This window comes from Halorubrum sp. B52, assembly GCF_059752555.1.
In genome coordinates this window covers 57,288-82,160 of the sequence record NZ_MWTG01000018.1, presented here as the reverse complement: position 1 = coordinate 82,160, position 24,873 = coordinate 57,288, and the positions used below count along the sequence as shown (strand labels likewise).

At 70.3% G+C, this 24,873-nt stretch carries 25 protein-coding genes and 1 tRNA gene; 16 read left to right on the top strand and 10 right to left on the bottom strand.

Annotation, left to right across the window (positions count from 1 at the left end):
- The first annotated feature begins 57 nt into the window (after positions 1-57).
- From nirK to katG, 3 genes are all read left to right on the top strand, one after another.
- The gene (gene nirK, locus B4V04_RS17310; RefSeq protein WP_498232905.1) at positions 58-1,155 is read left to right on the top strand and encodes a copper-containing nitrite reductase; all 1,098 of its coding nucleotides are present in this window, start codon (positions 58-60) and stop codon (positions 1,153-1,155) included.
- Positions 1,156-1,277: 122 nt separating this feature from the next.
- Positions 1,278-2,453, top strand: a complete 1,176-nt coding sequence (locus B4V04_RS17305; protein WP_498232904.1) for a tellurite resistance/C4-dicarboxylate transporter family protein — start codon at positions 1,278-1,280, stop codon at positions 2,451-2,453.
- Positions 2,454-2,655: 202 nt separating this feature from the next.
- A complete protein-coding gene (katG, locus tag B4V04_RS17300; protein ID WP_498232903.1) occupies positions 2,656-4,809 on the top strand; it encodes a catalase/peroxidase HPI in 2,154 nt (717 codons plus the stop codon).
- Positions 4,810-4,864: 55 nt separating this feature from the next.
- On the opposite strand, the gene B4V04_RS17295 is transcribed toward katG, so the two are convergent.
- The gene (locus B4V04_RS17295; protein ID WP_498232902.1) at positions 4,865-5,848 is read right to left on the bottom strand and encodes a nucleoside recognition protein; all 984 of its coding nucleotides are present in this window, start codon (positions 5,846-5,848) and stop codon (positions 4,865-4,867) included.
- Between the two features lie 133 nt (positions 5,849-5,981).
- On the opposite strand from B4V04_RS17295, the gene B4V04_RS17290 reads away from it, so the two are divergent.
- Positions 5,982-6,899: an HVO_0234 family beta-propeller protein gene (locus B4V04_RS17290; protein WP_498232901.1), complete on the top strand. Its 918-nt coding sequence runs from the start codon at positions 5,982-5,984 to the stop codon at positions 6,897-6,899.
- A 548-nt stretch (positions 6,900-7,447) separates the two neighbouring features.
- Here B4V04_RS17290 and B4V04_RS17285 read toward each other — a convergent pair.
- Positions 7,448-8,398: an aminopeptidase gene (locus B4V04_RS17285; protein ID WP_498232900.1), complete on the bottom strand. Its 951-nt coding sequence runs from the start codon at positions 8,396-8,398 to the stop codon at positions 7,448-7,450.
- 177 nt (positions 8,399-8,575) lie between these two features.
- Here B4V04_RS17285 and B4V04_RS17280 point away from each other — a divergent pair, with 177 nt between their 5' ends.
- Positions 8,576-9,643, top strand: coding sequence for a type II glyceraldehyde-3-phosphate dehydrogenase (locus B4V04_RS17280; RefSeq protein WP_498232899.1), 1,068 nt, complete (start codon positions 8,576-8,578; stop codon positions 9,641-9,643).
- Between the two features lie 27 nt (positions 9,644-9,670).
- Here B4V04_RS17280 and B4V04_RS17275 read toward each other — a convergent pair whose 3' ends face one another.
- The 3 genes from B4V04_RS17275 to B4V04_RS17265 form a co-directional block, all read right to left on the bottom strand.
- Complete coding sequence (locus B4V04_RS17275; protein ID WP_186310933.1) at positions 9,671-9,847, bottom strand: hypothetical protein; 177 nt, start codon at positions 9,845-9,847, stop codon at positions 9,671-9,673.
- A 122-nt stretch (positions 9,848-9,969) separates the two neighbouring features.
- Positions 9,970-10,269 carry a WNWW family protein gene (locus tag B4V04_RS17270; RefSeq protein ID WP_144796374.1) on the bottom strand — a complete coding sequence of 100 codons (300 nt, stop codon included), beginning with the start codon at positions 10,267-10,269 and terminating at the stop codon, positions 9,970-9,972.
- 94 nt (positions 10,270-10,363) lie between these two features.
- Entirely contained in the window at positions 10,364-11,350 is a 987-nt protein-coding gene (locus tag B4V04_RS17265) for a hypothetical protein (RefSeq protein ID WP_498232898.1), read from the bottom strand.
- Between the two features lie 88 nt (positions 11,351-11,438).
- Here B4V04_RS17265 and B4V04_RS17260 point away from each other — a divergent pair, with 88 nt between their 5' ends.
- Positions 11,439-11,801 carry a DUF5518 domain-containing protein gene (locus B4V04_RS17260; RefSeq protein WP_498232897.1) on the top strand — a complete coding sequence of 121 codons (363 nt, stop codon included), beginning with the start codon at positions 11,439-11,441 and terminating at the stop codon, positions 11,799-11,801.
- A gap of 59 nt (positions 11,802-11,860) precedes the next feature.
- Here the strand turns inward: B4V04_RS17260 and B4V04_RS17255 are convergent, their stop codons facing one another.
- Complete coding sequence (locus tag B4V04_RS17255; RefSeq protein WP_498232896.1) at positions 11,861-12,334, bottom strand: redoxin domain-containing protein; 474 nt, start codon at positions 12,332-12,334, stop codon at positions 11,861-11,863.
- 80 nt (positions 12,335-12,414) lie between these two features.
- A complete protein-coding gene (locus tag B4V04_RS17250) occupies positions 12,415-12,918 on the bottom strand; it encodes a DUF367 family protein (RefSeq protein WP_498232895.1) in 504 nt (167 codons plus the stop codon).
- Between the two features lie 436 nt (positions 12,919-13,354).
- On the opposite strand from B4V04_RS17250, the gene B4V04_RS17245 reads away from it, so the two are divergent.
- Together B4V04_RS17245 and B4V04_RS17240 are read left to right on the top strand one after the other, a co-directional pair.
- On the top strand, positions 13,355-14,113 hold the full coding sequence (locus B4V04_RS17245; protein ID WP_498232894.1) for a coenzyme F420-0:L-glutamate ligase: 759 nt from the start codon (positions 13,355-13,357) through the stop codon (positions 14,111-14,113).
- A 24-nt stretch (positions 14,114-14,137) separates the two neighbouring features.
- Positions 14,138-15,121: a 5,10-methylenetetrahydromethanopterin reductase gene (locus B4V04_RS17240; protein ID WP_498232893.1), complete on the top strand. Its 984-nt coding sequence runs from the start codon at positions 14,138-14,140 to the stop codon at positions 15,119-15,121.
- A gap of 7 nt (positions 15,122-15,128) precedes the next feature.
- On the opposite strand, the gene B4V04_RS17235 is transcribed toward B4V04_RS17240, so the two are convergent.
- Positions 15,129-15,368: a DUF8024 family protein gene (locus B4V04_RS17235; RefSeq protein WP_498232892.1), complete on the bottom strand. Its 240-nt coding sequence runs from the start codon at positions 15,366-15,368 to the stop codon at positions 15,129-15,131.
- 168 nt (positions 15,369-15,536) lie between these two features.
- Between B4V04_RS17235 and B4V04_RS17230 the strand changes: the two genes are divergently transcribed.
- From B4V04_RS17230 to B4V04_RS17200, 7 genes are all read left to right on the top strand, one after another.
- Positions 15,537-17,411, top strand: coding sequence for a site-2 protease family protein (locus B4V04_RS17230; protein ID WP_498232891.1), 1,875 nt, complete (start codon positions 15,537-15,539; stop codon positions 17,409-17,411).
- A gap of 58 nt (positions 17,412-17,469) precedes the next feature.
- Positions 17,470-18,765 carry an ornithine cyclodeaminase, nickel-pincer nucleotide-dependent gene (locus B4V04_RS17225; protein WP_498232890.1) on the top strand — a complete coding sequence of 432 codons (1,296 nt, stop codon included), beginning with the start codon at positions 17,470-17,472 and terminating at the stop codon, positions 18,763-18,765.
- Positions 18,762-19,307: a GNAT family N-acetyltransferase gene (locus B4V04_RS17220; protein ID WP_498232889.1), complete on the top strand. Its 546-nt coding sequence runs from the start codon at positions 18,762-18,764 to the stop codon at positions 19,305-19,307. The genes B4V04_RS17225 and B4V04_RS17220 overlap by 4 nt, the downstream gene beginning before the upstream one ends.
- A 71-nt stretch (positions 19,308-19,378) precedes the next feature.
- Positions 19,379-19,804, top strand: a complete 426-nt coding sequence (locus B4V04_RS17215; RefSeq protein WP_144796354.1) for a universal stress protein — start codon at positions 19,379-19,381, stop codon at positions 19,802-19,804.
- A 107-nt stretch (positions 19,805-19,911) separates the two neighbouring features.
- Positions 19,912-20,784, top strand: a complete 873-nt coding sequence (locus B4V04_RS17210) for a sulfurtransferase (RefSeq protein WP_498232888.1) — start codon at positions 19,912-19,914, stop codon at positions 20,782-20,784.
- A 164-nt stretch (positions 20,785-20,948) separates the two neighbouring features.
- Entirely contained in the window at positions 20,949-21,182 is a 234-nt protein-coding gene (locus B4V04_RS17205; RefSeq protein WP_498232887.1) for a YgaP family membrane protein, read from the top strand.
- Positions 21,183-21,368: 186 nt separating this feature from the next.
- On the top strand, positions 21,369-22,607 hold the full coding sequence (locus B4V04_RS17200) for an FAD-dependent oxidoreductase (protein WP_498232886.1): 1,239 nt from the start codon (positions 21,369-21,371) through the stop codon (positions 22,605-22,607).
- 39 nt (positions 22,608-22,646) lie between these two features.
- Here B4V04_RS17200 and B4V04_RS17195 read toward each other — a convergent pair whose 3' ends face one another.
- Positions 22,647-23,234 carry an NAD(P)/FAD-dependent oxidoreductase gene (locus B4V04_RS17195; protein ID WP_144796348.1) on the bottom strand — a complete coding sequence of 196 codons (588 nt, stop codon included), beginning with the start codon at positions 23,232-23,234 and terminating at the stop codon, positions 22,647-22,649.
- Positions 23,235-23,364: 130 nt separating this feature from the next.
- Positions 23,365-24,237 (bottom strand): hypothetical protein, encoded by an 873-nt coding sequence (locus B4V04_RS17190; protein WP_498232885.1) that lies wholly within the window; start codon positions 24,235-24,237, stop codon positions 23,365-23,367.
- 152 nt (positions 24,238-24,389) lie between these two features.
- Between B4V04_RS17190 and B4V04_RS17185 the strand changes: the two genes are divergently transcribed.
- A tRNA-Tyr gene (locus B4V04_RS17185) sits at positions 24,390-24,463 on the top strand.
- Positions 24,464-24,873: the final 410 nt, after the last annotated feature.

Below are 24,873 nucleotides of genomic sequence, written 5' to 3'. Positions count from 1 at the left end.
AGAACAGTATATACGATATATGATGTGACGTCGCCTCCGTTCGAACGGAGAAAGACGATGACACAGAACCTCAGCAGGCGGCGGGCGGTACAGGCGATCGGTGCGGGGGCGGTCGGCGCTTTCGCCGGGTGTATCGGCGCGCCGGTGAACGCGGAGCCCGCGTCCACCGCCGGAACGAGCCCGGACGAGTCCCCCGAACTCGACCCCGCACGCGACGTCGACGTCGACCGGATCGCGGCGGACCCGACCGACGTGCCGGCCCCCGTCGACTGGGACGAGCCCCGCGAGCACGACATCACCCTCCGGACGAAGGAACTCGTCGCGGAGATCGAGCCCGGCGTGACGTTCAAGTACATGACCTTCGAGGGGCAGGCCCCCGGACCGATGATCCGCGTCCGGCGGGGCGACACCGTCAACCTCCGGTTCGAGGTGCCGGCCGACGACAACAGCGACATCCACAACGTCGACTTCCACGCCGTGTACGGCCCCGGTGGCGGCGCCGTCGACACGACGCTCGTGCCCGGCGACGACGCCGCGGAACTGAGCTTCCGCGCCGAGTTCCCCGGGCTGTTCACCTACCACTGCGCGGTACCGGCGATGGACCACCACGTCAGCTCCGGGATGTTCGGCGCGATCCTCGTCGAGCCCGAGGCGGGACTGCCGGCGGTGGACCGCGAACTCTACCTCGGACAGCACGAGCTGTACACGACCGGCGACCTCGGCGAGAAGGGACACCACGCGTTCGACCAGGGCGCGATGGTCGACGAGGAGCCGACGTACGTCGTCTTCAACGGTGAACACCACGGCTTCACGGCGGACCGCCTCGGTGCGATCGGGGCCGACGTCGGCGAGACCGTCCGCGTGTTCTTCGTCAACGGCGGACCGAACCAGTCCAGCTCGTGGCACCCGATCGGCAACGTCTGGTCGCGGCTGTACCGCGACGGCGACCTCGTCTCGCCGCCCGCGCGATACGTCGAGACCACGCCGGTCGCGCCGGGCACGGCGACCGTCGGGGAGATGGACCTCGTGGTTCCGGGGCCGATCAAGATCGTCGACCACGCCCTCTCGCGGGCCGGCCGGCGCGGTGCGCTCGCGGTCGTCGACGTCGAGGGCGAGCCGAACCCGGACGTGTTCGACCCCGGATCCGACGAGTGAGCCGTTCGGTCCGCCTCGGGAACCCCCCGCGGCGAACCGCCCGATAGCGGTACTCACTTACCCGCGGCGCGACCAGCGGGGGACGATCGGGTCGGAGAACGGCCCGCTCGCGAGTACCACCGATGACGGAGTCACCTCGAACCGATGAGACGTCGGCCGATTCGACGGCCCCGGAACGCGTCGGCGCCGCGCTCCGGGAGCTCGATCCGGCGTACTTCGGGCTCGTCATGTCGACCGCGATCGTCTCGATCGCGTTCCGGGAGCTCGGCGTCCCCGCGGTCGCCCGACCGCTGGCGGTCCTCTCCGCGGCCTGTTACGCGCTGCTTATCGGCCTGTTCGCGGTCCGAACCGTTTCGTTTCCGAGACGGATGCTCGCCGACCTCCGGGACCGTCGGCGACACTGGGGGTCGCTGACGTTCGCGGTCGCGACGAACACCGTCGGGACGGTGTTCCTGCTCTTCTTCGACGCGGTCCGCGTCGCCGCCGCGCTCTGGGGAATCGCGGTCGTCGCCACGCCCGCGCTCCTCTACTACCTGTTCGCGACAGAGATCGTCGGCGCGGGAAAGGCGGACGTGAGCGAGCGGATCGACGGCGCCTTCCTGTTGGTGATCGTCTGCATGCAGTCGCTCGCCGTCCTCGGCGGCCTGCTGGCCGAACCGCTGACCGAGAGCGCGAACGCGCTCGTCCTGTTGAGCATGAGCTACTTCGGGTCGGGGTACGTCCTCTACTTCGTCGTCGTCACCGTCGTCGCCTATCGGCTCCTCGACGGCCCGATCCGGCCCGGCGACTGGACCGGACCGTACTGGATCACGATGGGCGCGGCGGCCATCACGACGCTGGCGGGGGCGACGCTCGGTCCGCGCCTGGGGACGGTTCCCGGCTGGGAGCCGTACGTCCCCGTCGTCGTCGGCGCCACGTTCCTCGCGTGGGCGATCGCCTCGTGGTGGATCCCGCTGCTGCTCGTCCTCGACGCGTGGGCGTTCCTCGCCGACGGGATCGACGACCGCCCTCCCGCGTGGGTCGCGGTCCTGCCGTGGTCGCGACTGGCGTTCGGCGACCGCCTGCACGCCTACGCGCCGACGGCGTGGGGGCGAGTGTTCCCGATGGGGATGTACACCGCCAGCACGCTGAACCTCGCCGGCATCGGGACGTTCGAACTCCTCTCCGTCGTCCCCGCGTACTGGGGGTGGTTCGCGCTGACCGTCTGGGCGCTGACCTTCGCGGGGACGGGACGAGCGGTCGCACGGGTGCTGGTGGGTTCCGAACCCGAGACGGACGACCGGTCGGCGTCGACGTAGCCCCGTGTGAGCCGAGCGCATGTAACGGTGTGAGCCGAGTGCGTCCAGCAGTGTGAGCCGAGCACATGTAACGAATTCACACCATTTTCGCGGAATGGAAACGAATATTCATAATCTCAAAATACAGGTTGTTTTTACCGGGTGTTTCTCTCTAAAGTGAACACCTTTTTATTCGAGGTGACGGAAGGTTCGGACGACCTGCATGATTCAGAAGACAGACCGCGAGTGGTGGCCGAACCAGTTGAACCTGGAGATACTCGACAAGAACGCCCGCGACGTCGGACCCTACGACGACGACTTCGACTACGCCGAGGCGTTCCAGTCGCTCGACCTCGACGAGGTGAAGGCGGACCTCGAGGAGCTGATGACGAGCTCACAGGACTGGTGGCCGGCCGACTACGGTCACTACGGGCCGCTGTTCATCCGGATGGCGTGGCACAGCGCCGGGACGTACCGGACGGCGGACGGCCGCGGCGGCGCGGCCGGCGGCCGACAGCGGTTCGCCCCGCTCAACAGCTGGCCGGACAACGCGAATCTCGACAAGGCGCGCCGGCTGCTCCTCCCGATCAAACAGAAGTACGGCCGCAACCTCTCGTGGGCCGACCTGATGATCCTCGCCGGGAACGTCGCCATCGAGTCGATGGGGTTCAAGACGTTCGGCTTCGCCGGCGGTCGCGAGGACGCCTTCGAGCCCGACGACTCCACCTACTGGGGCCCGGAGACCGAGATGGACACGCAGGAGCGCTTCGACGAGCCCGGCGAGCTGGAGCCGGGGCTCGGCGCGTCCGTGATGGGGCTCATCTACGTGAACCCGGAGGGGCCGGACGGCAACCCCGGCCCCGAGCAGTCGGCGAAGAACATCCGCCAGACGTTCGACCGCATGGCGATGAACGACAAGGAGACGGCGGCGCTCATCGCCGGCGGCCACACGTTCGGGAAGGTCCACGGCGCGGACGACCCCGACGAGCACCTCGGCCCCGAGCCCGAGGCCGCCCCCATCGAGGCGCAGGGCCTCGGCTGGGAGAACGACCACGGCAGCGGGAAGGGCGGCGACACGATCACGAGCGGGATCGAGGGCCCCTGGACTGGGTCGCCGATCGAGTGGGACATGGGGTACATCGACAACCTTCTGGAGCACGAGTGGGCGGCCCAGAAGGGCCCCGGCGGCGCCTGGCAGTGGCTCCCGGTCGACGCGGACGAGGTCGAGAGCGCCCCGGACGCGCACGACCCCGACGAGGAGGTCACGCCGATGATGCTCACGACGGACGTCGCGCTGAAGCGCGACCCCGACTACCGCGAGATCATCGAGGAGTTCCAGGAGAACCCGATGGAGTTCGGGATCAACTTCGCGAAGGCCTGGTACAAGCTGACCCACCGCGACATGGGGCCGCCGGAGCGGTTCCTCGGCCCGGAGGTCCCGGACGAGGAGATGATCTGGCAGGACCCGCTCCCCGAGGTCGACCACGACCTGATCGGGGACGCGGAGGCAAGTGATCTCAAAGGTGCGATCCTCGACACCGACCTGACGACCCGACAGCTCGTCAAGACCGCGTGGGCGTCCGCGTCCACCTACCGCGACAGCGACAAGCGCGGCGGCGCGAACGGCGCGCGCGTCCGGCTCGACCCCCAGCGTAACTGGGAGGTGAACGAGCCGGAGGAGCTCGAGACGGTGCTGGCGACGCTCGAGGAGATCCAGACGGAGTTCAACGCCTCGCGCACCGACGACGTGCGCGTCTCGCTCGCCGACCTGATCGTCCTCGGCGGCGCCGCCGCGGTCGAACAGGCGGCCGCCGACGCCGGCTACGACGTGACGGTCCCGTTCGAGCCGGGGCGTGTCGACGCCTCGCCGGAGCAGACCGACGCCGACTCGTTCGAGGCGCTCAAGCCGCGCGTCGACGGGTTCCGCAACTACCTCGGCGACGGCGTCGACCACCCGCCCGAGGAGCTGCTCGTCGACAAGGCGGACCTCCTCGACCTGACCGCCACCGAGATGACGGCGCTCGTCGGCGGGATGCGCGCGCTCGGCGCCACCTACGAGAACACGGACCGCGGCGTCTTCACCGACAGCCCCGGAACGCTGACGAACGACTTCTTCGTGAACCTGCTCGACATGAGCACCGAGTGGGAGCCCGTCGAGGAGGGCGCGGAGGACGCGGACGTGTACGAGGGCATCGACCGCCAGACCGGCGAGGTCGAGTGGGAGGCCACCCGCCTCGACCTGATCTTCGGCTCGAACTCCCGGCTCCGCGCCATCGCCGAGGTGTACGGGAGCGAGGACGCCGAGGAGAAGCTCGTGCGCGACTTCGTCGACGCGTGGACGAAGGTGATGCGGCTCGACCGCTTCGACCTCGAGTAACGCGGTTCCACCCGCTCGCGGCGGTGTTTTTTCGTCTTCCAGGCCCCGAGAGGCGTCACCACACCGGCGCGAGCAGCAGCGCGACCGTCGCCGAGATGAAGACGAGTTTCAGGGCGGTGTTGACCGCGATCACCTTCGTGCCGAACCCGGCGCCCCAGATCCCGTACTGGAAGGGGATCGAGCGACGGAAGGTGGAGACGGCGAACGAGAGGATACCGCCGATGAGCAGGCTCGCGACGGCGGTCCGGGTGGTGAACACGCCCGCCTCGGTCCCGGCGAGCGTCACGGCCCCGGCGGTCGTGTCGAGGGTGTAGACGGCGATGACGGGGACCGCGGCGCCCGGGAGCCCGAGGAGACCGGTGACCGGTTCGGCGACGCTCGTCAGCGCCTCGACGTCGTAGTGGGTGACGAACGCGATCACGAGGGTGTACACGACCGCGAGCCGCGGGACGATCCGGCGGAGGGTCGACCACGACTTCTCGCCGGCCTCGCGGACGCGCTCGCGGCTCGTGCGGTCGTCGGCCTCGGGCCCGCTCGCGTCGACGTCGGCGAGCGCGGCGCGGTCCACGTTGCGCTCGGAGAGCAGGACGCCGCCGGCGAGGACGCCCGTGACCGTGATCGCGAGGGCGATCCCGGCGCGCGCTGAGACGTAGACGGTCCCGGTCTCGACGCCCAGGATCGGGATCAGCACGGGGACGTAGAAGGTGAACACGTGCTGGACGAAGCCGAAGAACGTGTTGATGGTGACGGCGACGAGGGTCGCCCGGTCGTCCAGCAGCCCCGACTCGCGGTACTCGGCGAGCGTGGCGTAGCCCGCGGTCGTCGACGCCGCGGTCGTGAGGATCGCGGTGCCGACCTCGTCGGGGAGGTTCGCGGGCCGGGTGAGCCACCCCGCCAGCCCGGCGACGTACCGGATCAGCCCGAACGCGACCGCGACGTTGGCGGCGAAGACGCCGACCGCGATGAACGCCGCGATCCGCGCGAGCCGCGGGGCGACCTCGGCGAGCAGGGCGACGACCTCGGCGGCGACCGATTGCACGACGGGTGGTACGCGGCCGCCGACCTAATGCGCGTCGAAACGGGCGGGTCCTCGGTCGGGTTTCGGACGACGCCTCGGTCCCGGGGCGTCGGGCTCGCGGGGCTTATGAGAGCGCCGCCCGAATCCCCGGCCGATGGCACCCGCGGAGGACGACATCTCGATCGAGGAGAAGCGCGTGTACGCCGGGACGGCGGGCCGCACCGACGCGTACGTCGCCACCGGAAGCGGCGTCGTCCGGGTGGCGCTGTCGGCCGACAAGGTGGGCGCGTTCGACATGGTCGCCCGCGAGCCGGCCCGCGACGTGGCCGTCCTCCCCCGCGACGACGCCCCGGACCTCGTCGGGATCGCGACCCCGGACGGCCTGCGCGTCGCGCCCGTCGGTGACGACCCCGAGTTCGATCCGATCGCGGCCGACGCGGACCCGGCGGTCGCGGTCGGCGTCCACGACGGCGCGTTCCTCGTCGCCGCGGAAGACGGCGGGATCGACCGGGTCGCTGTCGGCGGCGCGGATTCCGATCCGACCGCGACCCCGATCGGGACCGTCTCGGAACCGCGCGCGATCGACGGCCCCCTCGTCGCCGCCGGCGACGGGGTTTATCAGGTCACCGGGAACGGCGGCGGAGGCGGCAACCCCGCGCTCACCGCCGTCGGCCTCGACGACGCCCGCGACGTCGCCGGCGCGGGGATGCCGCTCGCGGCGACCGGCTCGGGGCTCTACTGGCTCGGCAACGGGTGGATGACGGCGCTGGAGGGGACCGCCGAGGCGGTCGCGGCCGACGGCGACGGTCACGCGATGGCGGTGGTCGACGGGGAGATCCGGGTTCACGGGGGCGAGGAGGGAGACAACGGGACCGACGCGTGGGACGGCGCGACGTGGGGTGAGACCGATCTGCCCGTTGACGAGGTCGCGGTCGCGCTCGGTTACGGCCCCGGGATCTCCGTGATCGTCACCGCGGCGGGGACGCTCTGCGTCGACGCGGGCGACGGCTGGCGACACCAGGTGGTCGGCGTGCGAGACGTCGCGGGCGTCGCGCTCGCGGTCGTCGAATAGAGCGTCGATCAACGATGCGAGATCGGTCTCGCGAAGAATACTGCTAGTGTTTCGAGCGCTCGCATATGAGTGGCTGGTGGTGGCGGATCGGCGGTGACTGCCTCCAAAGCCCCAGCCGCGAGTCGGTCACACGCTCGCTGTCGTTCGAAAGGCGCTACGCGCCTTTCGTGATGTCGTCAGAAGGCTCCGCGTTCTGACTGCTAGCCGGAAATCGCTGATTTCCGGCGATGACGAAACGGCTTCGCCGTTTCGAACCACGCTCCTCGTCACTCGCTCCGCTCGTTCCCGCGGTGCTTACGTCGCCTGTGGCCGCCTCGCGGCTGCCCCTTTGAGTCCCGCCCCGCACAGCACCGCGACCTCACGCCTCCCCAGCCTCGCGGCTCCCTCCGGTCGCCGCGTCCCTCGCGCGTGCTCTTGCCGGCGGCGAAGCCGCCGGCTGTCAGAGGGACCTTCGGTCCCTCGCTACTCGCGCCCGGTGGGCGCTCGGAGGCACGCGCCGACCGCCATAGTGATTTATAAATGAGCGACTGTTCCTGCTCCGATCCGGTCTACGCGGTCGGCAGTTCGACTTCCTCGCCGTCGGCGTACACGGTCGGGTTCCGGAGGATCCCGTCGAGGTGGATCGGGGCGTCGGTCTCCCCGCCGATCCCGGCGTTGTCGCCGATCGCGATGTGGACGGTGCCGCCCGCCTTCTCGTCGAGGAGGACGGAGCCGACCAGCTCGTCGACGCCGACGTTGGTCCCGATCCCGAGCTCGGCGAGGTTGTACGCGGCGTCGCCGACCGACTCCGCGGCCGCCTCGACGTCGGCCCGGATGTCGTCGTCGTCGATGCTCGTGACCAGCCCGTCGTCGACCTCGAAAGTGAGCTCTTGGTCCTCGTCGAGCAGCCCGTGGGGCATCATCGTCCCGTCGACGACGAACGTCCCGGTCGCGGTCTCGGGCGCGACGAACACCTCGCCGGCCGGGAGATTCGAGAAGTCGCCGGGGTCGCGCACCATACCGGTGTCCGAGAGCCACTCGCGGTCGCCGATACCGAACGTGACGTCGGTGCCCGCGGGCGAGGTGACGCGCACCTCGTCGGCGCCGGCGACCTGCGCGAGCACGTCGTCGCACGCGGCCTCGATGGCGGCGTAGTCGGCGTCGAGCCCGGTGGCGAACACGTCCTCGGTGATCCCCGGGAGCGTCGCGCCGCGGGCGCCGGCGTCGCAGGCGGCCCCGCGAGCGCGGGTGTGGCTGAGGCTCTTCGTCGTCGGCGCGAGGAACACGTCGCTCTCGGCCATCGCGGCCGCCACGGGCGCGGGCGGCTCGGTCCCGTGCTGTTCGGCCGGCGGGTATCGGAGGACCGTCGCGTCGTCGGTTACGGCGACCGCGGCCTCGTACAGCGCCTCGCCGATCAGTTCGCGCTCGTCGTCCGTGACGACCACGACCAACTCGTCGGGCGCGACGTTCAGGCACTGGTTCACGGCGGTGGCTGCCGCCTCGGAGAGGGCCGGTGACATACGCGACGATCGGTGCTCGCGGGCGTTAGACCTTCGGATCCGTCTCTATTTACTCTCTTTCGAAACTCAGTTACAACGTCGCGTCACGCGAATTTACCGACCCGTTACTCACGCCGTAGTTAATTTCTCACCAAAATACTCGAAAACATTATGCCATTACGGAATCCAGTGAACGACATGATACGAGTGGGCGTCAACGGCTACGGCACGATCGGCAAGCGGGTCGCGGACGCGGTCGCGGCCCAGCCCGACATGGAGCTCGTCGGCGTGACGAAGACGAGCCCGAACTACGGCGCCGAGGCCGCGGTCCGACACGGCTACGACCTCTACGCCGCGATCGACGACCGGGTCGACGAGTTCGAGGCCGCCGGCCTCGGCGTGTCGGGGACCCTCGCGGACCTGCTCGACGAGATCGACGTCGTCGTCGACTGCTGTCCCTCCGGGATCGGCGAGCGCAACCGACCGACCTACGAGGCCCACGGCGTGTCCGCGATCTACCAGGGCGGCGAGGACGCCGCGGTCGCCGACGCCTCGTTCAACGCCCGGGGGAGCTACGACGCCGCTCGCGGCGCCGACTCGCTCCGCGTCGTCTCCTGTAACACCACCGGGCTCTCCCGGCTCCTCGCGCCGCTCGACGAGACGTACGGCGTCGAGAAGGCGCGCGTGACGCTCGTCCGTCGCGGCGGCGACCCGAGCGAGACCGACCGAGGGCCGATCAACGACGTCGTGCCCGACCCGCGGACGGTCCCCTCCCACCACGGACCCGACGTGAACACGATCCTCCCGGACGTCGACGTCGACACGGCCGCGCTGAAGGCACCCGTAACCGCGATGCACACCCACAGCGTCAACGTGACGCTCGAGGAGGAGCCGAGCGCCGCCGCCGTCAGGGACCTCCTCGCCGGCGAGGGCCGCGTGTTCCTGATCCCCGAGCGCGCCGGGATCGACGGCGCCGGCGCGCTGAAGGACTACGCCGCCGACGTCGGCCGCCCGCGCGGCGACCTCTGGGAGAACTGCGTCTGGGAGGAGTCGATAAGCGTCCAGGGACGGGACCTCTACCTGTTCCAGAACGTCCACCAGGAGGCCGACGTCGTCCCCGAGAACGTCGACGCGATCCGGGCTCTGGCGACCGACACGCCCCGCGAGGAGTCGGTCGCGCGCACCGACGAGTCGCTCGGGATCGGCCTCGACAGCCTGCTCTCCGACGGCGGCAGCACGCGGAGCCCGCTCACGGCCGACGACTGAGTCGGTCTGTGCCGGCGACGGCGATTCTTACTCCGACGGCCGCGTCACGAGGAACGTCCGTCCGCCGCGGCGTTCCAGCGCCACCTCGCTCCCGCGCACGCGGTTCACGCGAACGCGGTCGGCGATCCGGTCCGTTCGACAGTCGGTGACGTCCACGCGCGTCGGCGTCGCGTACTGGGGTCGGTCGCGGGTACTCGCGCTCATACCTCCGACTGCGAGCGGAACGCCCGTATAAGCGAGCCATGTCCGGAGTGAAAGTGAAAGTAAACGTATCGCCGTCGAACGCCGCCGATCTCGTCTCGATCGCCTTCGGAACGAACGCGGATCTACCGACGGAGCCCCGCCTCCTCGTCGCCCTCGACGAAGCGGACCGTGAAGTAGTCGTATCCACCGTAGGCGGCGTCGAGCGCACCGAGCCACCAGTTCCAGCGCTCGACGAGCGAGGAGCCGTCGGGCGCGTCCTCGAGGTGGTCGATCACGCCGGGGACGGTGAGCGCGTGCCCGCGGTCCCGGGAGGGACGACCGGAGTCGTCGAGGTCGCAGGCCGCGCGGGCGACCGCCCGCCGATCGGCCTCGGTACCGCCGAACGCCTCCGCCAGCGCCTTTTCCAGACGGGTTCTGTCCATGTGCGTCGCTAGGAGAGCCGAGTATATGAGTCGCGTGGTAGGGGGTGGCACGTCCGGTGTCGACGGGGGAGCGTTCCGGCATCCCGGTCGGCGGTCACAGCCGCGCGGCGAGCGCGAGGAAGAGGAGACTGAACGGCGCCGTCAGGAGCGTCAACAGCAGCCCGGCCGCCGTCTCGCCGGACGCGACGGCCATCGTGAGCCCCACGACGAGCGAGGCGGAGCCCAGCATGGCGAGGACGACGCGCTCCGGGACGCTGGCCCGGTCGGGACCGTCGCTCCGCGCGAGCGCCTCGGCGAGTCCCCGTTCGACGTCGTCCGCGAGTTCGGTCGGAACGAACAGCCACGGCGTCGAGCGGTACCACGCGTTCCCGCGGTACGCCAGCAGGAAAACGGTCGTCCACGGGAGGTCGATCCGGCGCGTCCGGACCACGGCGCCGAGGTCGTCAGTACGCGTTCGCTCGTGGCTCAGGTAGGTTCGCTCCACGCTCAGCGCGCCCGGATCGAGCCGCACGTCGGTCCCCCGAGAGCCCGCGACGGCCGGCGTAAACGCGAGGAGCGCGACGACCAACGGCGCGAGCCCCGGAGACAGCGACGGGAGGGCCGGAAGCGGGCCGACCCCGGTCGCCGCGATGGCAACGGCGAGCACGGCCCCCACCCCGGCGAGTGTCCAACCGGGGCGGAACCGCGAGGGGTCGAACGAGTAGTCGCCGAACTGCGAAAGGAGCTCTCGGCGTCGCTCCGGGGAGGTCCGGTCGTAGGCGACGACCCAGTAGAGCAGCGACACCGGACCTCCGACCAGGAGGACGACCGCCACCGCCCACGTCGACGCCGGCGGTCCGCCCCCGCCGAGCAGCGAGGCGCCGACCCCGAACGCGGCGACCGCGAGCACCGCGAGAAGAAGCCCGCCCGCGGTCACGGTCGCGCCGAGCGCCAGCGAACGCAGGCGGTCGAAGCGGACCGGCCCCCACTCGACAGCGTCGGTCGACTCCGGGGAGACGGCCGAGTCGGGCGCGTCGCCGGCGTCACCGTCGGCGACCCCCGAGACGGTCTCCTCGGCCGAAGGGGGCGAATCGGAGGGCACGCCGCGGAGATAGCGGTCTGAGCGGCTTAAATCCCGACGGCCGTGCCGTCCCGGCGAATACTTACCTCGCGACCGGCTATCGTCGGGCATGACAGACTGGCGTGCCGTCGGCTACGGGTTCGTCGTGACGCTGATCGCCGGACTGCTCGCGACGTTCGCGCCGGTGGTCGGGCACGTCGGTGCGGGACTGATCGGCGGGTTCGTCGCCGGCTACGTCGCCGGCGGGGGACTCCTCTCCGGGACGTGGCACGGCCTGCTGGCCGGCTCCGTGAGCGGCGTCGCCGTCACCCTGCTTCTGGCCGCGTTCGGCGGGCTCGTGGGGCTCGCCGGCGGACCGATCGGAAGCCTCCTGGGAGGCGCCGGGGTCCTCGTCGTCGGCCTGTTCCTGACCTTCCTGTTCGCGATCGACTCGGCGCTGGCGGGGGCCATCGGCGGCGTGCTCGGCGACTGAAAAACGCGCGTTCGGTACCGGGACAGTTCGGGAAGCGGACCGCGGGCGCTCGCCGGAGTTCAGGCGGACCGCGCCGCGTCGAGGACCGCCTCGTAGTCGGGCTCGTTCGTCGGGTCGTCGGCGACCCAATCGTAGACGACCTCGCCCGACTCGTCGAGTACGAAGACGGCGCGGTTGGCGATGCCGTAGAGCCCGAGGTCGGCGATGTCCATCTCGAGGCCGTACGCCCGGATCGCGTCGCCGGCCGTGTCGCTCACGAGGTCGAACTCGAGGCCGTGCTCCTCGCGGAACGCGCCCTGCGAGAACGGGGAGTCGGCGCTGACCCCGAAGAGGGTCGCGCCGGCCGCCTCGAACTCGTCGGCGTGCTCCTGGAGCGCCACCATCTCGTTCGTGCACGGCGGCGTGAACGCCCCGGGGAAGAAGGCGAGCACCACCGGCCCGTCGCCGAGGTGGTCGTCGAGCTCGAACGATTCGTGGTCGCTCGTGCCGATCGTCGCGGAGATACCGGGTGCGGTGTCACCAGTGGAAACCATCGTCCGTTGATACGTTAGATTCGTTCAAAAAGGTTGCCGCGAACCCGTTCGGATCCGGTACCCGCGTCGGCCGAGGGGCGCTACTCCCGGTCGAGGTACTCCTGTTGAACGGCCACGATCTCGGCCGAGTCCTCGCAGTCGGCGTACCGCCGGAGCGGCTCCTCGTTGAGGTCGAGGAACGTCTCGCCCCACGTGAACTTCGCCATGACCCGCTCGGCGTGGTCGGGCTCGCCGAGGATCGCGAGCGCGGCCGCGAACGCCTCCACCGTCGTGAGCCGCATCGGTCGCCCGAAGTTCACGGGGTTGCCGGCGACGAGGTACGGGAGCGCGCGGTGTTCACCTGGGAGGCTGAACATCTTCTCGCCCGCGGACTCCCACGAGCAGTCCAGCGCGACGAGCGCGTTCTCGCGGGCGAGGTCGGCGTCGGCCGGCGAGAGAGCGCGCTCGGCGTGCGGGTTGAGCACGACGCCGTACGGCGTCGCGCGGTCCGAGCGGTGCAGCTCGGCGAGGTCGAACCGCGCGAGCTTCCGGGCCGTGCACTTGTCGGGGTCGTCGTCGCCCTCGTACCGGACGTGGAGATCCACACCCGGCGTTCGCGAGAGCCGCGTATAAGCCGTGCGGACGGAACTCGGCGAAAAACGGTCGCTGCGGTCGCCCCCGACCGGTCACGGGGCGCGGGTCCGCGTCACGAGGGAGTCGCGCTCGTCGCTTTCCGGCGGGACGCGCGTCCGCGTCCCGATCGGCTCCGATTCGCCTTCTGCGGTGGATTCGCACATTGCGGGCGACGTTCGCGATTCGTCGCTGATAACTGTTCGGGCGTAAGTGTCATTATTCAGCGTCTGTCCTAATATCCGTTCGCTTTCATTCGATATACAACAGCGTATATCTCCATACATCCTAATTACCTGGTTGAATAGGGTACCGCCGTCTGCGCTTCGGTCTCCCCGTCTCATCCACCGGATACCGTCAAGCCGACCCGGTACCGGCGGGGTTTTTCCTCGTCGCACCCCAGGTGGTGGTATGGAGCTGTTCGCCGTCCCGGACCTCCCGGAGATCCGGGAGGGAGACGACCTCGCGGCCATGATCGACGAGCGCGTCGACCTCCGCGAGGACGACGTCGTCGTCGTCGCCAGCACGGTCGTCTCCAAGGCCGAGGGGCGGACGTTCGACCTCTCCGACTTCCCGGCCGGCCCGCGCGCGAACGAGGTCGCCGACCGGCTCGCGGCAATTTCGGGCGAGGAGAAGGACCCGCGCTTCGCGCAGGCCGTCGTCGAGGAGTCGACGGAGCTCATCATGGAGGCGCCGTTCCTCCTGACGGCGACGCGGTTCGGCCACATCGGCGTCAACGCCGGGATCGACCGGTCGAACGTCCCCAACGGCGACCTGCTGCTGCTCCCGGAGCGCCCCTCGGAGAGCGCGGAACGGATCCGCGAGGGAGTCGCGGCCGACCGCGTGGTCGTCAGCGACACCTGCGGGCGCCCGTTCCGCCACGGCCAGCGCGGGGTCGCCATCGGCTGGGCCGGCCTGCCGGCGAGCCGCGACTGGCGCGGCGAGCGCGACCGCGACGGCCGGGAGATGGGCGTCACCGTCCAGAACGTGATCGACGAGCTCGCGTCGGCGGCGAACCTCGTCGCCGGCGAGGGCGCGGGCGGCACCCCGGTCGTCGTCGTCCGCGACTGGGCGTTCGGCGACCACGACGGGTCTGACAACCACTTCCGCGAGGTCGAGGGCGACTTCGTCCGCCAGGCGCTGCGCGACTGGAGCTACGAGGACCGCTGATCCGAAACCACGAGGACCACAGACATGCTCGGCATCGAACTCACCCCCGAACACGACCTGCATCGCCTCGTCGACCTCGGCGTCCGCGCCGAGGCGGCCGGCTACGACGCCGTCTACTCGACGTGTCACTACAACAACCGCGACCCGTGGGCGTTCCTCTCGCAGCTCGCGACCGCCACGGACTCGGTCCGGCTCGGCCCGGGCGTCGCCAACCCGTACGAGACCCACCCCGCGACGCTCGCCTCGAAGGTCGCCACCCTCGACGAGCTCTCCGAGGGACGCGCCGTCTTCGGGCTCGGCCCCGGCGATCCCTCCACACTCGCGAACCTCGGGCTCGCCGACGAGCGCGGGCTCCGCCCCGTGCTAGAGGCGTTCAAGACCGCCCAGAAACTGTGGGCCGGCGAGCGCGTCGACCACGATGGCACCTTCGACGCCAGCGAGGCGGGGCTCAACTACGAGCCCCCGCAGGGAGCCGCGATTCCGGTCCACGTCGGCGGCGAGGGCCCGCACATGTGCCGGATGGCGGCGAAGCACGCCGACGGCCTCTTGTACAACGGCTCGCACCCGAAGGACCTGGCGTGGGCCCGCGAGCAGGTGGACGACGGGCTCGCCGACCGGCCCGAGCATCGCGGGGCGTTCGACCTCATCGCGTACGCCGCCGTCTCGATCGACGAAGACGAGGAAGCGGCCCGCGAGGCCGCCCGGCCCCCGGTCGCGTTCATCGTCGGGGGTGCGGCGCCCCCAGTGCTGAAGCGTCACGGGATCGACCCCGACGCGGCCGCCGCGATCGGCGATCGCGTCTCCGCCGGCGAGTTCTCGGCGGCGTTCGACCTCGTGACGCCGGGGATGATCGACGCCTTCTGTATGGCCGGTTCCCCGGAGACCGTTCGGGAGCGCGCGGCCGCCGTCGCGGAGCACGCCGACGGACTCGTCGTCGGCTCGCCGCTCGGCCCCGATCTGGAGGCGGCGGTCGACCTCGCGGCCGAGGCCGTCGACGGATTATTTTAAAACAGCCCTACTCGGACCGGCCGCGTCCGCCGAGCGAGGGGAGCTTCACGCCGATCTCCTGTAAGAGGGCGCCGACCGCGGCGTAGCCGAGCGCGGCCACGGAGGCGACGATCAGGACCTGGCCGACGGCGACGAGCAGCGCCGAGAGCGGGTCGCCGGCGCCGAGGATGAGGTCGTTCAGGAAGATGTCGACGAAGCGACCGATGTCGCCGACGACCCGCGAGACGAAGTCGATGAGCGCGAACATGGCGAAGGGTTGTTCCGGGGGGTACTTGGGTGTTGAGTTCCCGGCCGTTCCTCGCCCGGGGCGCGGTCGCGAGGCCGCGTCGGATCGGCTCGCCTCGGCAGCGATCCCGCACCGCGGCGGTTCCGGTAACCGAACGCCTTACACCCGACGGACACGGACGTGTCGGTAATGAACGCGCTGACGGACCTGTTCGCCGAGAACACGCTCCTGTGGGTCCTCACCGGTGTCCTCGCGTACTCCGCGGCCGCGCTGTGGCTCCGGGACCGCGGGATCCTCCCGGAGTCGGTCGGCGTCTCCGGCCCGATACTGACGCTCCGCACGCTCCGCGGCCGGGCGTTCCTCAACCGGCTCGCGGCCCCGAGACGCTTCTGGCGCGGGCTCGCGAACCTCGGCCTCGGCGGGGCCCTGGTCGCGATGGTCGGGTCCTTCTTCCTGATCCTCTCGTCGGCGGCCTCGGCGCTGAACACCGCCCAGCCCTCCGCGATCCAGCAGCCGCAGAACTTCCTCATCATCCCCGGCGTCAACGACTTCCTCCCCCTGTCGGTCGCGCCGGAGATCATCGCCGGGCTCGCGGTCGCGATGGTCGTCCACGAGGGCGCGCACGGCCTGCTGTGCCGCGTCGAGGACATCGACATCGAGTCGATGGGGCTCGTCTTCTTTACGATTCTGCCAGTCGGCGCCTTCGTCGAGCCGGACGAGGAGGCGACGCAGGCGGCCTCCCGCGGCGCCCGCGCCCGGATGTTCGCGGCCGGCGTCACCGCCAACACGCTGCTCACGGTGCTGGTGTTCGCGCTGCTGTTCGGCCCCGTCGTCGGCGCCATCTCGCCGGCGCCGGGCTACGCCGTCGGCGAGGTGAACCCCGACTCGCCGGCCGAGGCCGCCGGGCTCTCGGCGGGCGACCGGATCGTTGAGGTCGGTGGGACGCCGGTCGACACGGCCGCCGAGTTCGAGGCCGCGATCGGTGACGCGGGCGACACGGTGACGGTCACGGCCGACGACGGCGACGGGGAGCGCACGGTCGAGGTGGACCGGCAGTTACAGGCGGTCGGCTCAGCCGGCGGCAACCCGCTCGGCGTGACGATCACGGAGGCGCCGCTGACGATCGAGTCGGTGAACGGCGAGCCGGTGGCGACCGAGAGCGGTTTCTACGACGCCGTCGGCGACGCCGAGCGCGCCACGGTGTCGGTGCGGCCCACCGGTAACGCCGGCGACGGGGGAGCGAACGCCACGACCGCTGAGATCCCGATCGGCGCCTACGCCCTCGGCGTGCAGGCGGACGGGCCGCTCGACGACGCCGGGGCGACACCGGGCGAACCGCTGACGATCGTCTCGATCGACGGGGAGCGGATTCACGACGCCGAGGACCTCTCGACGGTGCTCGGCGAGCGCGACTCCGGCGCGACGGTCGAGGTGATCGCGTACGACGGCGGCGACGAGCGGCGGGCGTACGACGTCGAGCTGGCCCCGCACCCGAACCGCGACGGCGGGTTCGTGGGCGTCACGGTGTTCCCCGGCTCCAGCGGGCTCGCGCTCGACGACTTCGGCGTCTCCGAGTACCCCGCCGGCGCCTACCTCGAACTGCTCGGCGGCGACGGCGGCGAGACCGCGGGCGACGGGGTCGCGATCGGCGGGCTGACCGATTCGCCGCTGGGGCTCGTGTTCGTCTCGCTCATCCTCCCGCTCGGCAGCCTGTTCGGGCTCCCGTTCAACTTCGCGGGGTTCACCGGCGACGTGACCAACTTCTTCGTCGTCGACGGGGCGTCGGGCGCGCTCGCCGGCGGGGTCTTCCTGCTCGCGAACCTCCTCTTCTGGACCGGCTGGATCAACATCCAGCTCGCGCTGTTCAACTGCCTGCCGGCGTTCCCGCTCGACGGCGGCCGGATCCTCCGGATGGTCGCCGAGGCGGTGATCAGCCGGATCCCGCTCTCCGACCGCCACGCCGCGGTCCGGACGATCACCGTCTCGTCGGGGCTCGTCATGCTCGCCGGGCTGATCGCGATGGTGTTCGGCAACCAGATCCTCGCGGCGCTCGGGCTGATCTGACGGGGGGATCGTCGACGGCAGGGGAAACGGGTTTCTCCGCGGGCCGAAACGGTGCGGTATGAGCCACGAACGCACCGTCGAGATCGAGGGCCACATCATCGACAGCGGAACGATGCAGCGCTGTTTCGGCGCGGTGATGGACCTGGGCGGCTCCTTCGACGTCGAACGATTCGACGTGGGGAAACACGAGGACGAGGAGTCGTACTGCCGGATGACGGTCTCGGCCGACGACGAGGAGACGCTCCGGGCGATCCTCCATGAGCTCCACCAGAACGGCGCGGTGCTGGAGGACCCGACCGACGTCGACCTCGTCGCGGCCCCCGCGAACAGGGTCGTGCCGCCCGACTTCTACTCCACCACGAACCACCCGACCGAGGTGCTGTACGACGGGGAGTGGATCGAGGTCGAGCGGATCGAGATGGACTGCGCGCTGGTCGTGGAACCGGACGGCGGCCCGAACGACGAGCCGCGGGCGTACACGAAGGTGCTCAACGCCGTCGAGGAGGGCGACCTGATCGCGACCGACCGGTCGGGGATCCGGGTGCACCCGCCGGAGCGGCCGCGAAGCGGAGGCGGCGCGTTCGGCTTCATGCAGGGCGGGGTCTCCGCGGAGCGCCCCTCGGAGTCCACCATCCGAGAAGTCGCCGCGGAGCTCCGCGAGGTGAAGCGCTCGGGGGGGACCGTGATGGTCGTCGCCGGCCCCGCGGTGATCCACTCGGGCGCCGGCGCCGCGCTCGCCGACCTCGTCGCGGCGGGCTACGTCGACGCGCTCTCGGCCGGGAACGGCTTCGCGACCCACGACCTGGAGCGCTCGCTGTACGGCACGTCGCTCGGGATGAACGTCGAGACGCTCGAACACCCGCGGAAGGGACACAAACATCACATCTGGACCATCTCGGAGATCATCCGCGCGGGCGGGATCGAGGCCGCCGTGGAGGAGGGGATCGTGACCGAGGGCGTGATGTACCAATGCGTCGAGCGCGACGTCGACGTCGTCCTCGCGGGGTCGATCCGCGACGACGGCCCGCTCCCGGACACGGTCACGGACGCCGTCGAGGCGCAGGACGCGATCCGCGGGCAGGCCCACGAGGCCGACATCGTGATCATGCTCGCGACGCTGCTCCACTCGGTCGCCGTCGGGAACTGCCTGCCGTCGACGACGAAGACCGTCTGCGTCGACATCAACCCCGCGACAGTCACCCAACTGCTCGACCGGGGCTCGGCGCAGGCCGTCGGGATGGTCACCGACATCGGGACGTTCGTCCCGAAGCTCGCGGAGTTCGTGCTGGAGGACGGGGACGACATCGAGGGAGGGGACGACATCGAGTCCGAGAGCGGGGGCGAGGAGGCGTGAGCGTCTCGCTCCGTCCGTACGACCCCGCGACCGACGCCGACGACCTGTACGACTGCAAGGTCGCCTTCGAGCGCGGGCTCGGCGCGAACACCGGCGGCGACGCGAAGGCGGCCGCCTACGAGGGGAAGCTCACCGACGAGTACCGCGATCGGTGGCTCGCGTGGGTCGATCGGTGCGTCGCGGACGACGAGCGGTGCGTGACGGTCGCCGTCGCAGAGAGCGGCGAGGGGGAGGACGACGGCGGCGAGACCGCCGGAAGCGACGAGGTCGTCGGCTACGTCTTCGTGCTTCCCGCGCGACTGGCGATGGTCTGGGACGCGGCGGTGGTAAACGAGCTGTACGTCGCGCCCGACCACCGCGGCACGGGCGTCGCCGACGATCTGATGGCCGCCGCCGTCGATCTCGTGGGCGATCAAGATCTCCCGTTGGACCGGATCGTGCTCGACGTCGACCCCGCGAACGAGCGCGCTCGGGCCTTCTACGACCGGCACGGCTTCGAGCCGTGGGGCGAGATGGTCGCGCGACCGGTCGACCGAGACTGAGACCGACCCGGAACCGCAGGACGTGAGAACGCCGGACAGGAGTTATATGCGAGCCGGCGCCATCTCCGGGTATGAGCTATCTCGTTGCGACCGACGGATCGACGGAGAGCGACGAGGCCGTCAGATACGCGGCGCGGCAGGCGGTCGCGTTCTACGAGACCCTCGAGATCGCCCACGTGTTGACGCCGGACTCGGAGCTCGTCGACGGCACGATCGTCCTCCCGGGCGAGGAGGCCGCGGTCGACGCCGGCCAGAGCGTCCTCGCCAACGCCAAGACGATCGCCGAGGAGGCGGTCGGCGACGAGTCGATCGACGTGGAGACGCAGCTGCTCACCGGGCGTCCGGCCGACGCGCTCGCGAACTACGCGGCCGAGGCGGACGTCAACGCGATCTACGTCGGGCACCGGGGGCTGAGCGCGGAGCGCGAGCAGGTCGTCGGCAGCGTCGCGAAGAGCGTCGTCGACAAGGCCGACGTGCCGGTGACGGTGATCCGGTAGCGTTCGCTCCGAGCATCCGGAGCGACCCGTCACCCCCCGCGTCAGAGACCACGGCAAGGACCACCATTACCGGGAGTTCAAAAGCGTCGCCCGCGTAACGGAAAGCGATGTCCGAGGACGTACTCGTCACGGCGGACTGGGTGGAATCGAACCTCGACGCGTTTCAGGAGGACGACGCCGACCTCCGGCTCGTCGAGATCAACAATCCGACCGTCACCGACGAGTCGGAGTACACGCCCTACGAGGAGGGCCACATCCCCGGCGCGCTGAACTTCGAGTGGGACGAGGTGTTCACCGACGAGACGGAGCGCGACATCGTCTCGAAGGAGGACTTCGCGGCCCGGAACGGCGAGGGCGGCATCGACGCCGACACGACGGTCGTCGTGTACGGCGGCGGTCGCGTCCCCAACTGGTTCGCGCTGTTCGGCTACTGGATCTACAAGTACTACGGTCACGAGGACGTCCGCGTGATCGACGGCGGGAAGGGGTACTGGGTCGCCAACGACTACCCGCTCTCCACGGAGGAGCCCGACTTCACGCCGCGCGACTACGAGGCCCGCGGCCCCTTCGAGAGCGTCCGCGCCTACAAGGACGACATCGACAAGGCGATCGAGGAGGGGATCCCGATGGTCGACGTGCGCTCCCCCGAGGAGTTCTCCGGCGAGGTCATCGCGCCCGAGGGTCTCAACGAGACCGCCCAGCGCGGCGGCCACATCCCCGGCGCGAGCAACGTTCCGATCTCGACCACGCTGAACGAGGACGGCACGTTCAAGAGCGCGGACGAACTCCGCGAGCTGTACTCGGACGCCGGCGTCGACGGCGACGAGTCGACGATCACCTACTGCCGCGTCGGTGAGCGCTCGTCGATCGAGTGGTTCCTCCTGCACGAACTGCTCGGCTACGACGACGTCCGCAACTACGACGGCTCGTGGACCGAGTGGGGGAACCTCGTCGGCGCGCCGATCGAGACGGGCGAGTAAGCGGCGATCGCGGTCGCCGGCCGACTCGTCGATATTTCACATTTTTCGCGACTCCACCGAGACGCCCGCGGTCCGCTCCGCGCTGATCCGATGTGACCGGTGCTCCGACGACCGGACTCGGCCGGGTGCGAACGTATATATGTTTGTGTGTAGTATTGTGTATTATGAACCAGAACGTCGGATCCGCGGACAAGCTCGTCAGAACGGCCCTCGGTGCGGTGTTCGGGGCCGCTTCGCTCGCGACCCTCGCCGGGGCGGTTCCGCTGCCGGCGCTCGCCGCGCCCCTCCTCGGCGTCGCGTCGCTGCTCATGCTCGGGACCGCCGCGACCGGTACCTGTCTCCTCTACTCGCTGCTCGGCGTCGACACGTGTCCGGCCTCCGTCGGCGGATCGCGATAGGGCTATCGACGGGCTCTCTCTTTCATGCATAGAAGAGTTGAGACGGTGTTTCTCGGCGTTTTCGAACCACCGGCGACGGCAGCCTCAAGTGTGGCTAGTCGTAACGTGTGACATGAGTCTGCGAGACAGACCGACGACTTCCGTGTGCGTGCACGCGAATCGCTTCGCCGACCGAGGTGACCGCTCGTGAACCGCGATCCGACCGTCCTCGTGATCGGTGGCGGCGCGACCGGAGCGGGGGTCGCCCGCGACCTCGCGCTCCGCGGCGTCGACGTGACGCTCGTCGATCGGGGCGGGCTCGCGGGCGGTACCTCCGGACGCTCGCACGGCCTGCTCCACAGCGGCGCCCGCTACGCGGAGGCCGACGCCCCCGGCGCCGAGGAGTGCCTCCGCGAGAACCGAACGCTGCGCGAGATCGCCGGGGCGTGCGTCCGCGAGACCGGCGGGCTGTTCGTCCGGCTGGAGGGCGACGACCCGAGCTACCTCGAGGAGAAACTCGCGGCCTGCGAGGAGATCGGGATCGAGACCGAGCGGCTCGACGGCGACGGGGCGCGGGCGGTCGTCCCCGGGCTCTCCGAAAACGTCGTCGAGGCGTTCCGGGTGCCCGACGGCGTGATCTACCCCTCCCGGCTGGTCGCCGCCAACGCGGCCGACGCCGAGCGACACGGCGCCGACGTCTACACGCACGCGCCGGTGGAGGCGCTCGAGATCGACGGTGGCGGAGAAGACGACGCGATCCGCGTCCGCGTCGGGGGCGACGTCGACGCGACCCTCGAACCGACCCACGTCGTCAACGCGACCGGGGCGTGGGCCGACCGGATCGCCGACATGGCCGGCGTCGAGGTCGGGATGGCGCCGAGCCGCGGCGTGATGGTCTCCGTCGAGTACGACGGGCTCGACCCGGTGTTGAACCGGTGTCGCGACCCCGACGACGGCGACATCGTCGTCCCCCACGAGGGGGAGGCCGTGCTCGGCACGACGAGCGTGCCGGTAGACGACCCGGACGAGTACGAGACCGCCGACTGGGAGGTGGAGCGGTCGGTCGAGGAGTGCGCGGCGATGCTCCCCGCGGTCGCAGACGCGCCGGAGGTGAGGCGGTGGTGGGGCGTCCGCCCCCTGTACGCGCCGGACGAGGCCGGATCGAACCGGCGAGGCATCTCGCGCGGGTTCACCGTGATCGACCACGCCGACGAGGGCGTCGCGGGCCTCCACACCGTGGTCGGCGGGAAGCTGACGACCTACCGGGAGATGGCCGAGGTCACGGCCGACCGCGTCTGCGAGCGGCTGGGCGTCGACGCCGCCTGCGAGACCGCGACGGAGCGGCTCCCCGGCGCCGACGACCCCGACCGGCTCGACGAGTTCGTCGCGCGGTACGGCGACGCGAACCCGACCGACGCCGGCGTCGTGGCCACCGACGACGACTGAGAGGACGTTAAAAGCGAGCCCTGCGACCGCGAGCGAGCGTTACTCGTCGTCGATCAGACCGCCGAACACCGAGGTCGCGGTGTCGGGGACGTCGAAGTCGTGGTAGTGTTCGCCCTTCTCCTTCGAGAGGATGTTGAGGGCCGCGGCGGCGCCGTCGCCGGCCGAGATGACCGCCTGCCACTCCTCGGCGCGGACCATCCCGCCCGTGGCGTAGGCGCCGTCGACGCTGGTCTCCATCGAGACGTCGACGTCGACCGTGTCGTCGTCGCCGAACGCGCAGCCGAGCGACTCGGCGAGGTCGCGGCTCGCGCCCGTCGCGAGCACGAGGTAGTCGGCCTCGTACTCGCCCGACTCGGTCGTCACCGCGAACCCGTCGCCCGACTCGGCGACGCCGGTGACCTCCTCGCCCTGCTTCCGGTCGACGCCGAAGTCGTCGGCCTGCTGTCGCATGGTCGCGAGGAGCTCGCTGCCGCCGACCGAGCCGATGCCGGGGTAGTTGAACAGGTGCGCCTTGTGCATCCACGTCTTGTCGGCGTCGAACAGGACCGCGTCGAGACCGTTCTTGCCCGCGAACAGTCCCGCGCTGAGTCCGGCCGGTCCGCCGCCGACGATTGCCACGTCTGCCATGGCGGTACTTCCCGAGCCGGAGTGATAAGGGTTGGCGGAACCGGCGACGCGGGTGCGGTAGTCGCCGCCCGTCGGTGTTCGCGGAGAACCGTGCGCTCGGTGACCCTCGGCGGAACGGACCCGCCGACGACTACGGCGAGAAGTCGGAGAGCGACCCGTCGGCGTCGTCGTCGTCTCGACCTTCGCCATCTGCCCGGTCTTCCCGCGCGCTCTCGTCGTCTCCGCCCTCGCCGATCGTCTCGGGCTCGTGCCACGGGTCGTCCGGGTCGACGGGCTCGACGGCCCGGTCGAGTTCGGCGGCGGAGTAGTCGCGCTCGTCGTCGAGCAGCATCGCGAGGCGCTGCCAGCGAGCGCTGTGCTCGCCCTCGCCCTCCGGTCCGACCCGCGCGCCGCGGGTCTTGAAGAAGCGCGTCCCGCGCCCCAGCTTGGCCCCCTCCCCGGTGTGGCCGTCGAAGATCGCGTCGAACTCGCCGCCGGGTTCGAGGTCGCCGACCGGGAAGTCGTGGGCGGGCTCCTCGCCGCGCTCGCGGGCCTCGGCGCGCAGGTCGGCGACGGCCCGGAAGTACTCGTCGGCGTTGGGGCCCTCGCGGGTCGACCGCGCGCGGGCGGCCGCCAACGCGGCGTGGATCGCACAGAGGCGGCCCTTCCACTCGGCAGGCTCCCAGCGCTCGGTCGCGAGCTCCTCGTAGCGCTCGATCGTCAGCGCGACGTCGCTGCCGGCGCGAAGGTCCTCGACGACGTAGAGGGTCAGTCTGTCCCAGAGGTTCCACGCGTAGCCGGAGCGCGCAAGCTCCCAGGCGGCCCACGCGGCGACCTCCTCGTCGGAGCGGCGCACAGCCTTCTGGAGGAGGCTGGAGACGGCGTAGCGGTTGTAGCCGCCGTCGGTCTCGTTCGGCTCCTTCGGCTCGCCGAAGTCGTTCTCGCCGGTCGCGTCCGGCGTCGTGTCGGTCTCCAGGCTCCCGTCCGACCCGAACGTCGCCTGTCTGTCGTCGCCGTCGGCCATACCTCTGCTCCCGCCGCGAGCGACTTAAAAACCGCGCGCGGCGGGCGGGGTCGGAGCGAGGCGGACGGTTCCCGAAGCGCCCGCGGTACGGCGGATCACACCTGCGCTGAAAGGGAACCCTTAAGTTGAATCCGGCGGCTAGAATACGGTAACCGCCCTTAGCTCAGCCTGGTAGAGCAGTCGACTGTAGATCGACTTGTCCCCCGTTCAATTCGGGGAGGGCGGACTCGTTTTCAAGCCGATTCATGGTCGACTGTAGACCGACTTGTCCCCCGTCCTCGTGAGCGAAGCGAACGAGGGCTCGGAAGGCGCGCGCAGCGGAGCGAGCACGTCTTCCGGCGTTCAATTCGGGGAGGGCGGACTGAACCTCAGCAACCGTCAGCGGTAGCGAAGGTTGCTGACCGGGAATTGAGACTGGATTTAAATATCGCTGAGCGACAGCGATCGGTACTGAGCGTGAGTTACCGCACGAACCCGACGAAAAAACGATAGGCCGTCGGACCGCGGGAACTCTCGATCATCAACTATTTAAATGGTCCGAATCAGCGGTCCTCGGTAAGAGTCCGTGAGACGCCCGTAAAGACGTCTTAAAACCGTTTCAGACGTATATCAGAGATCAGTGAGGGACCAGCGAAT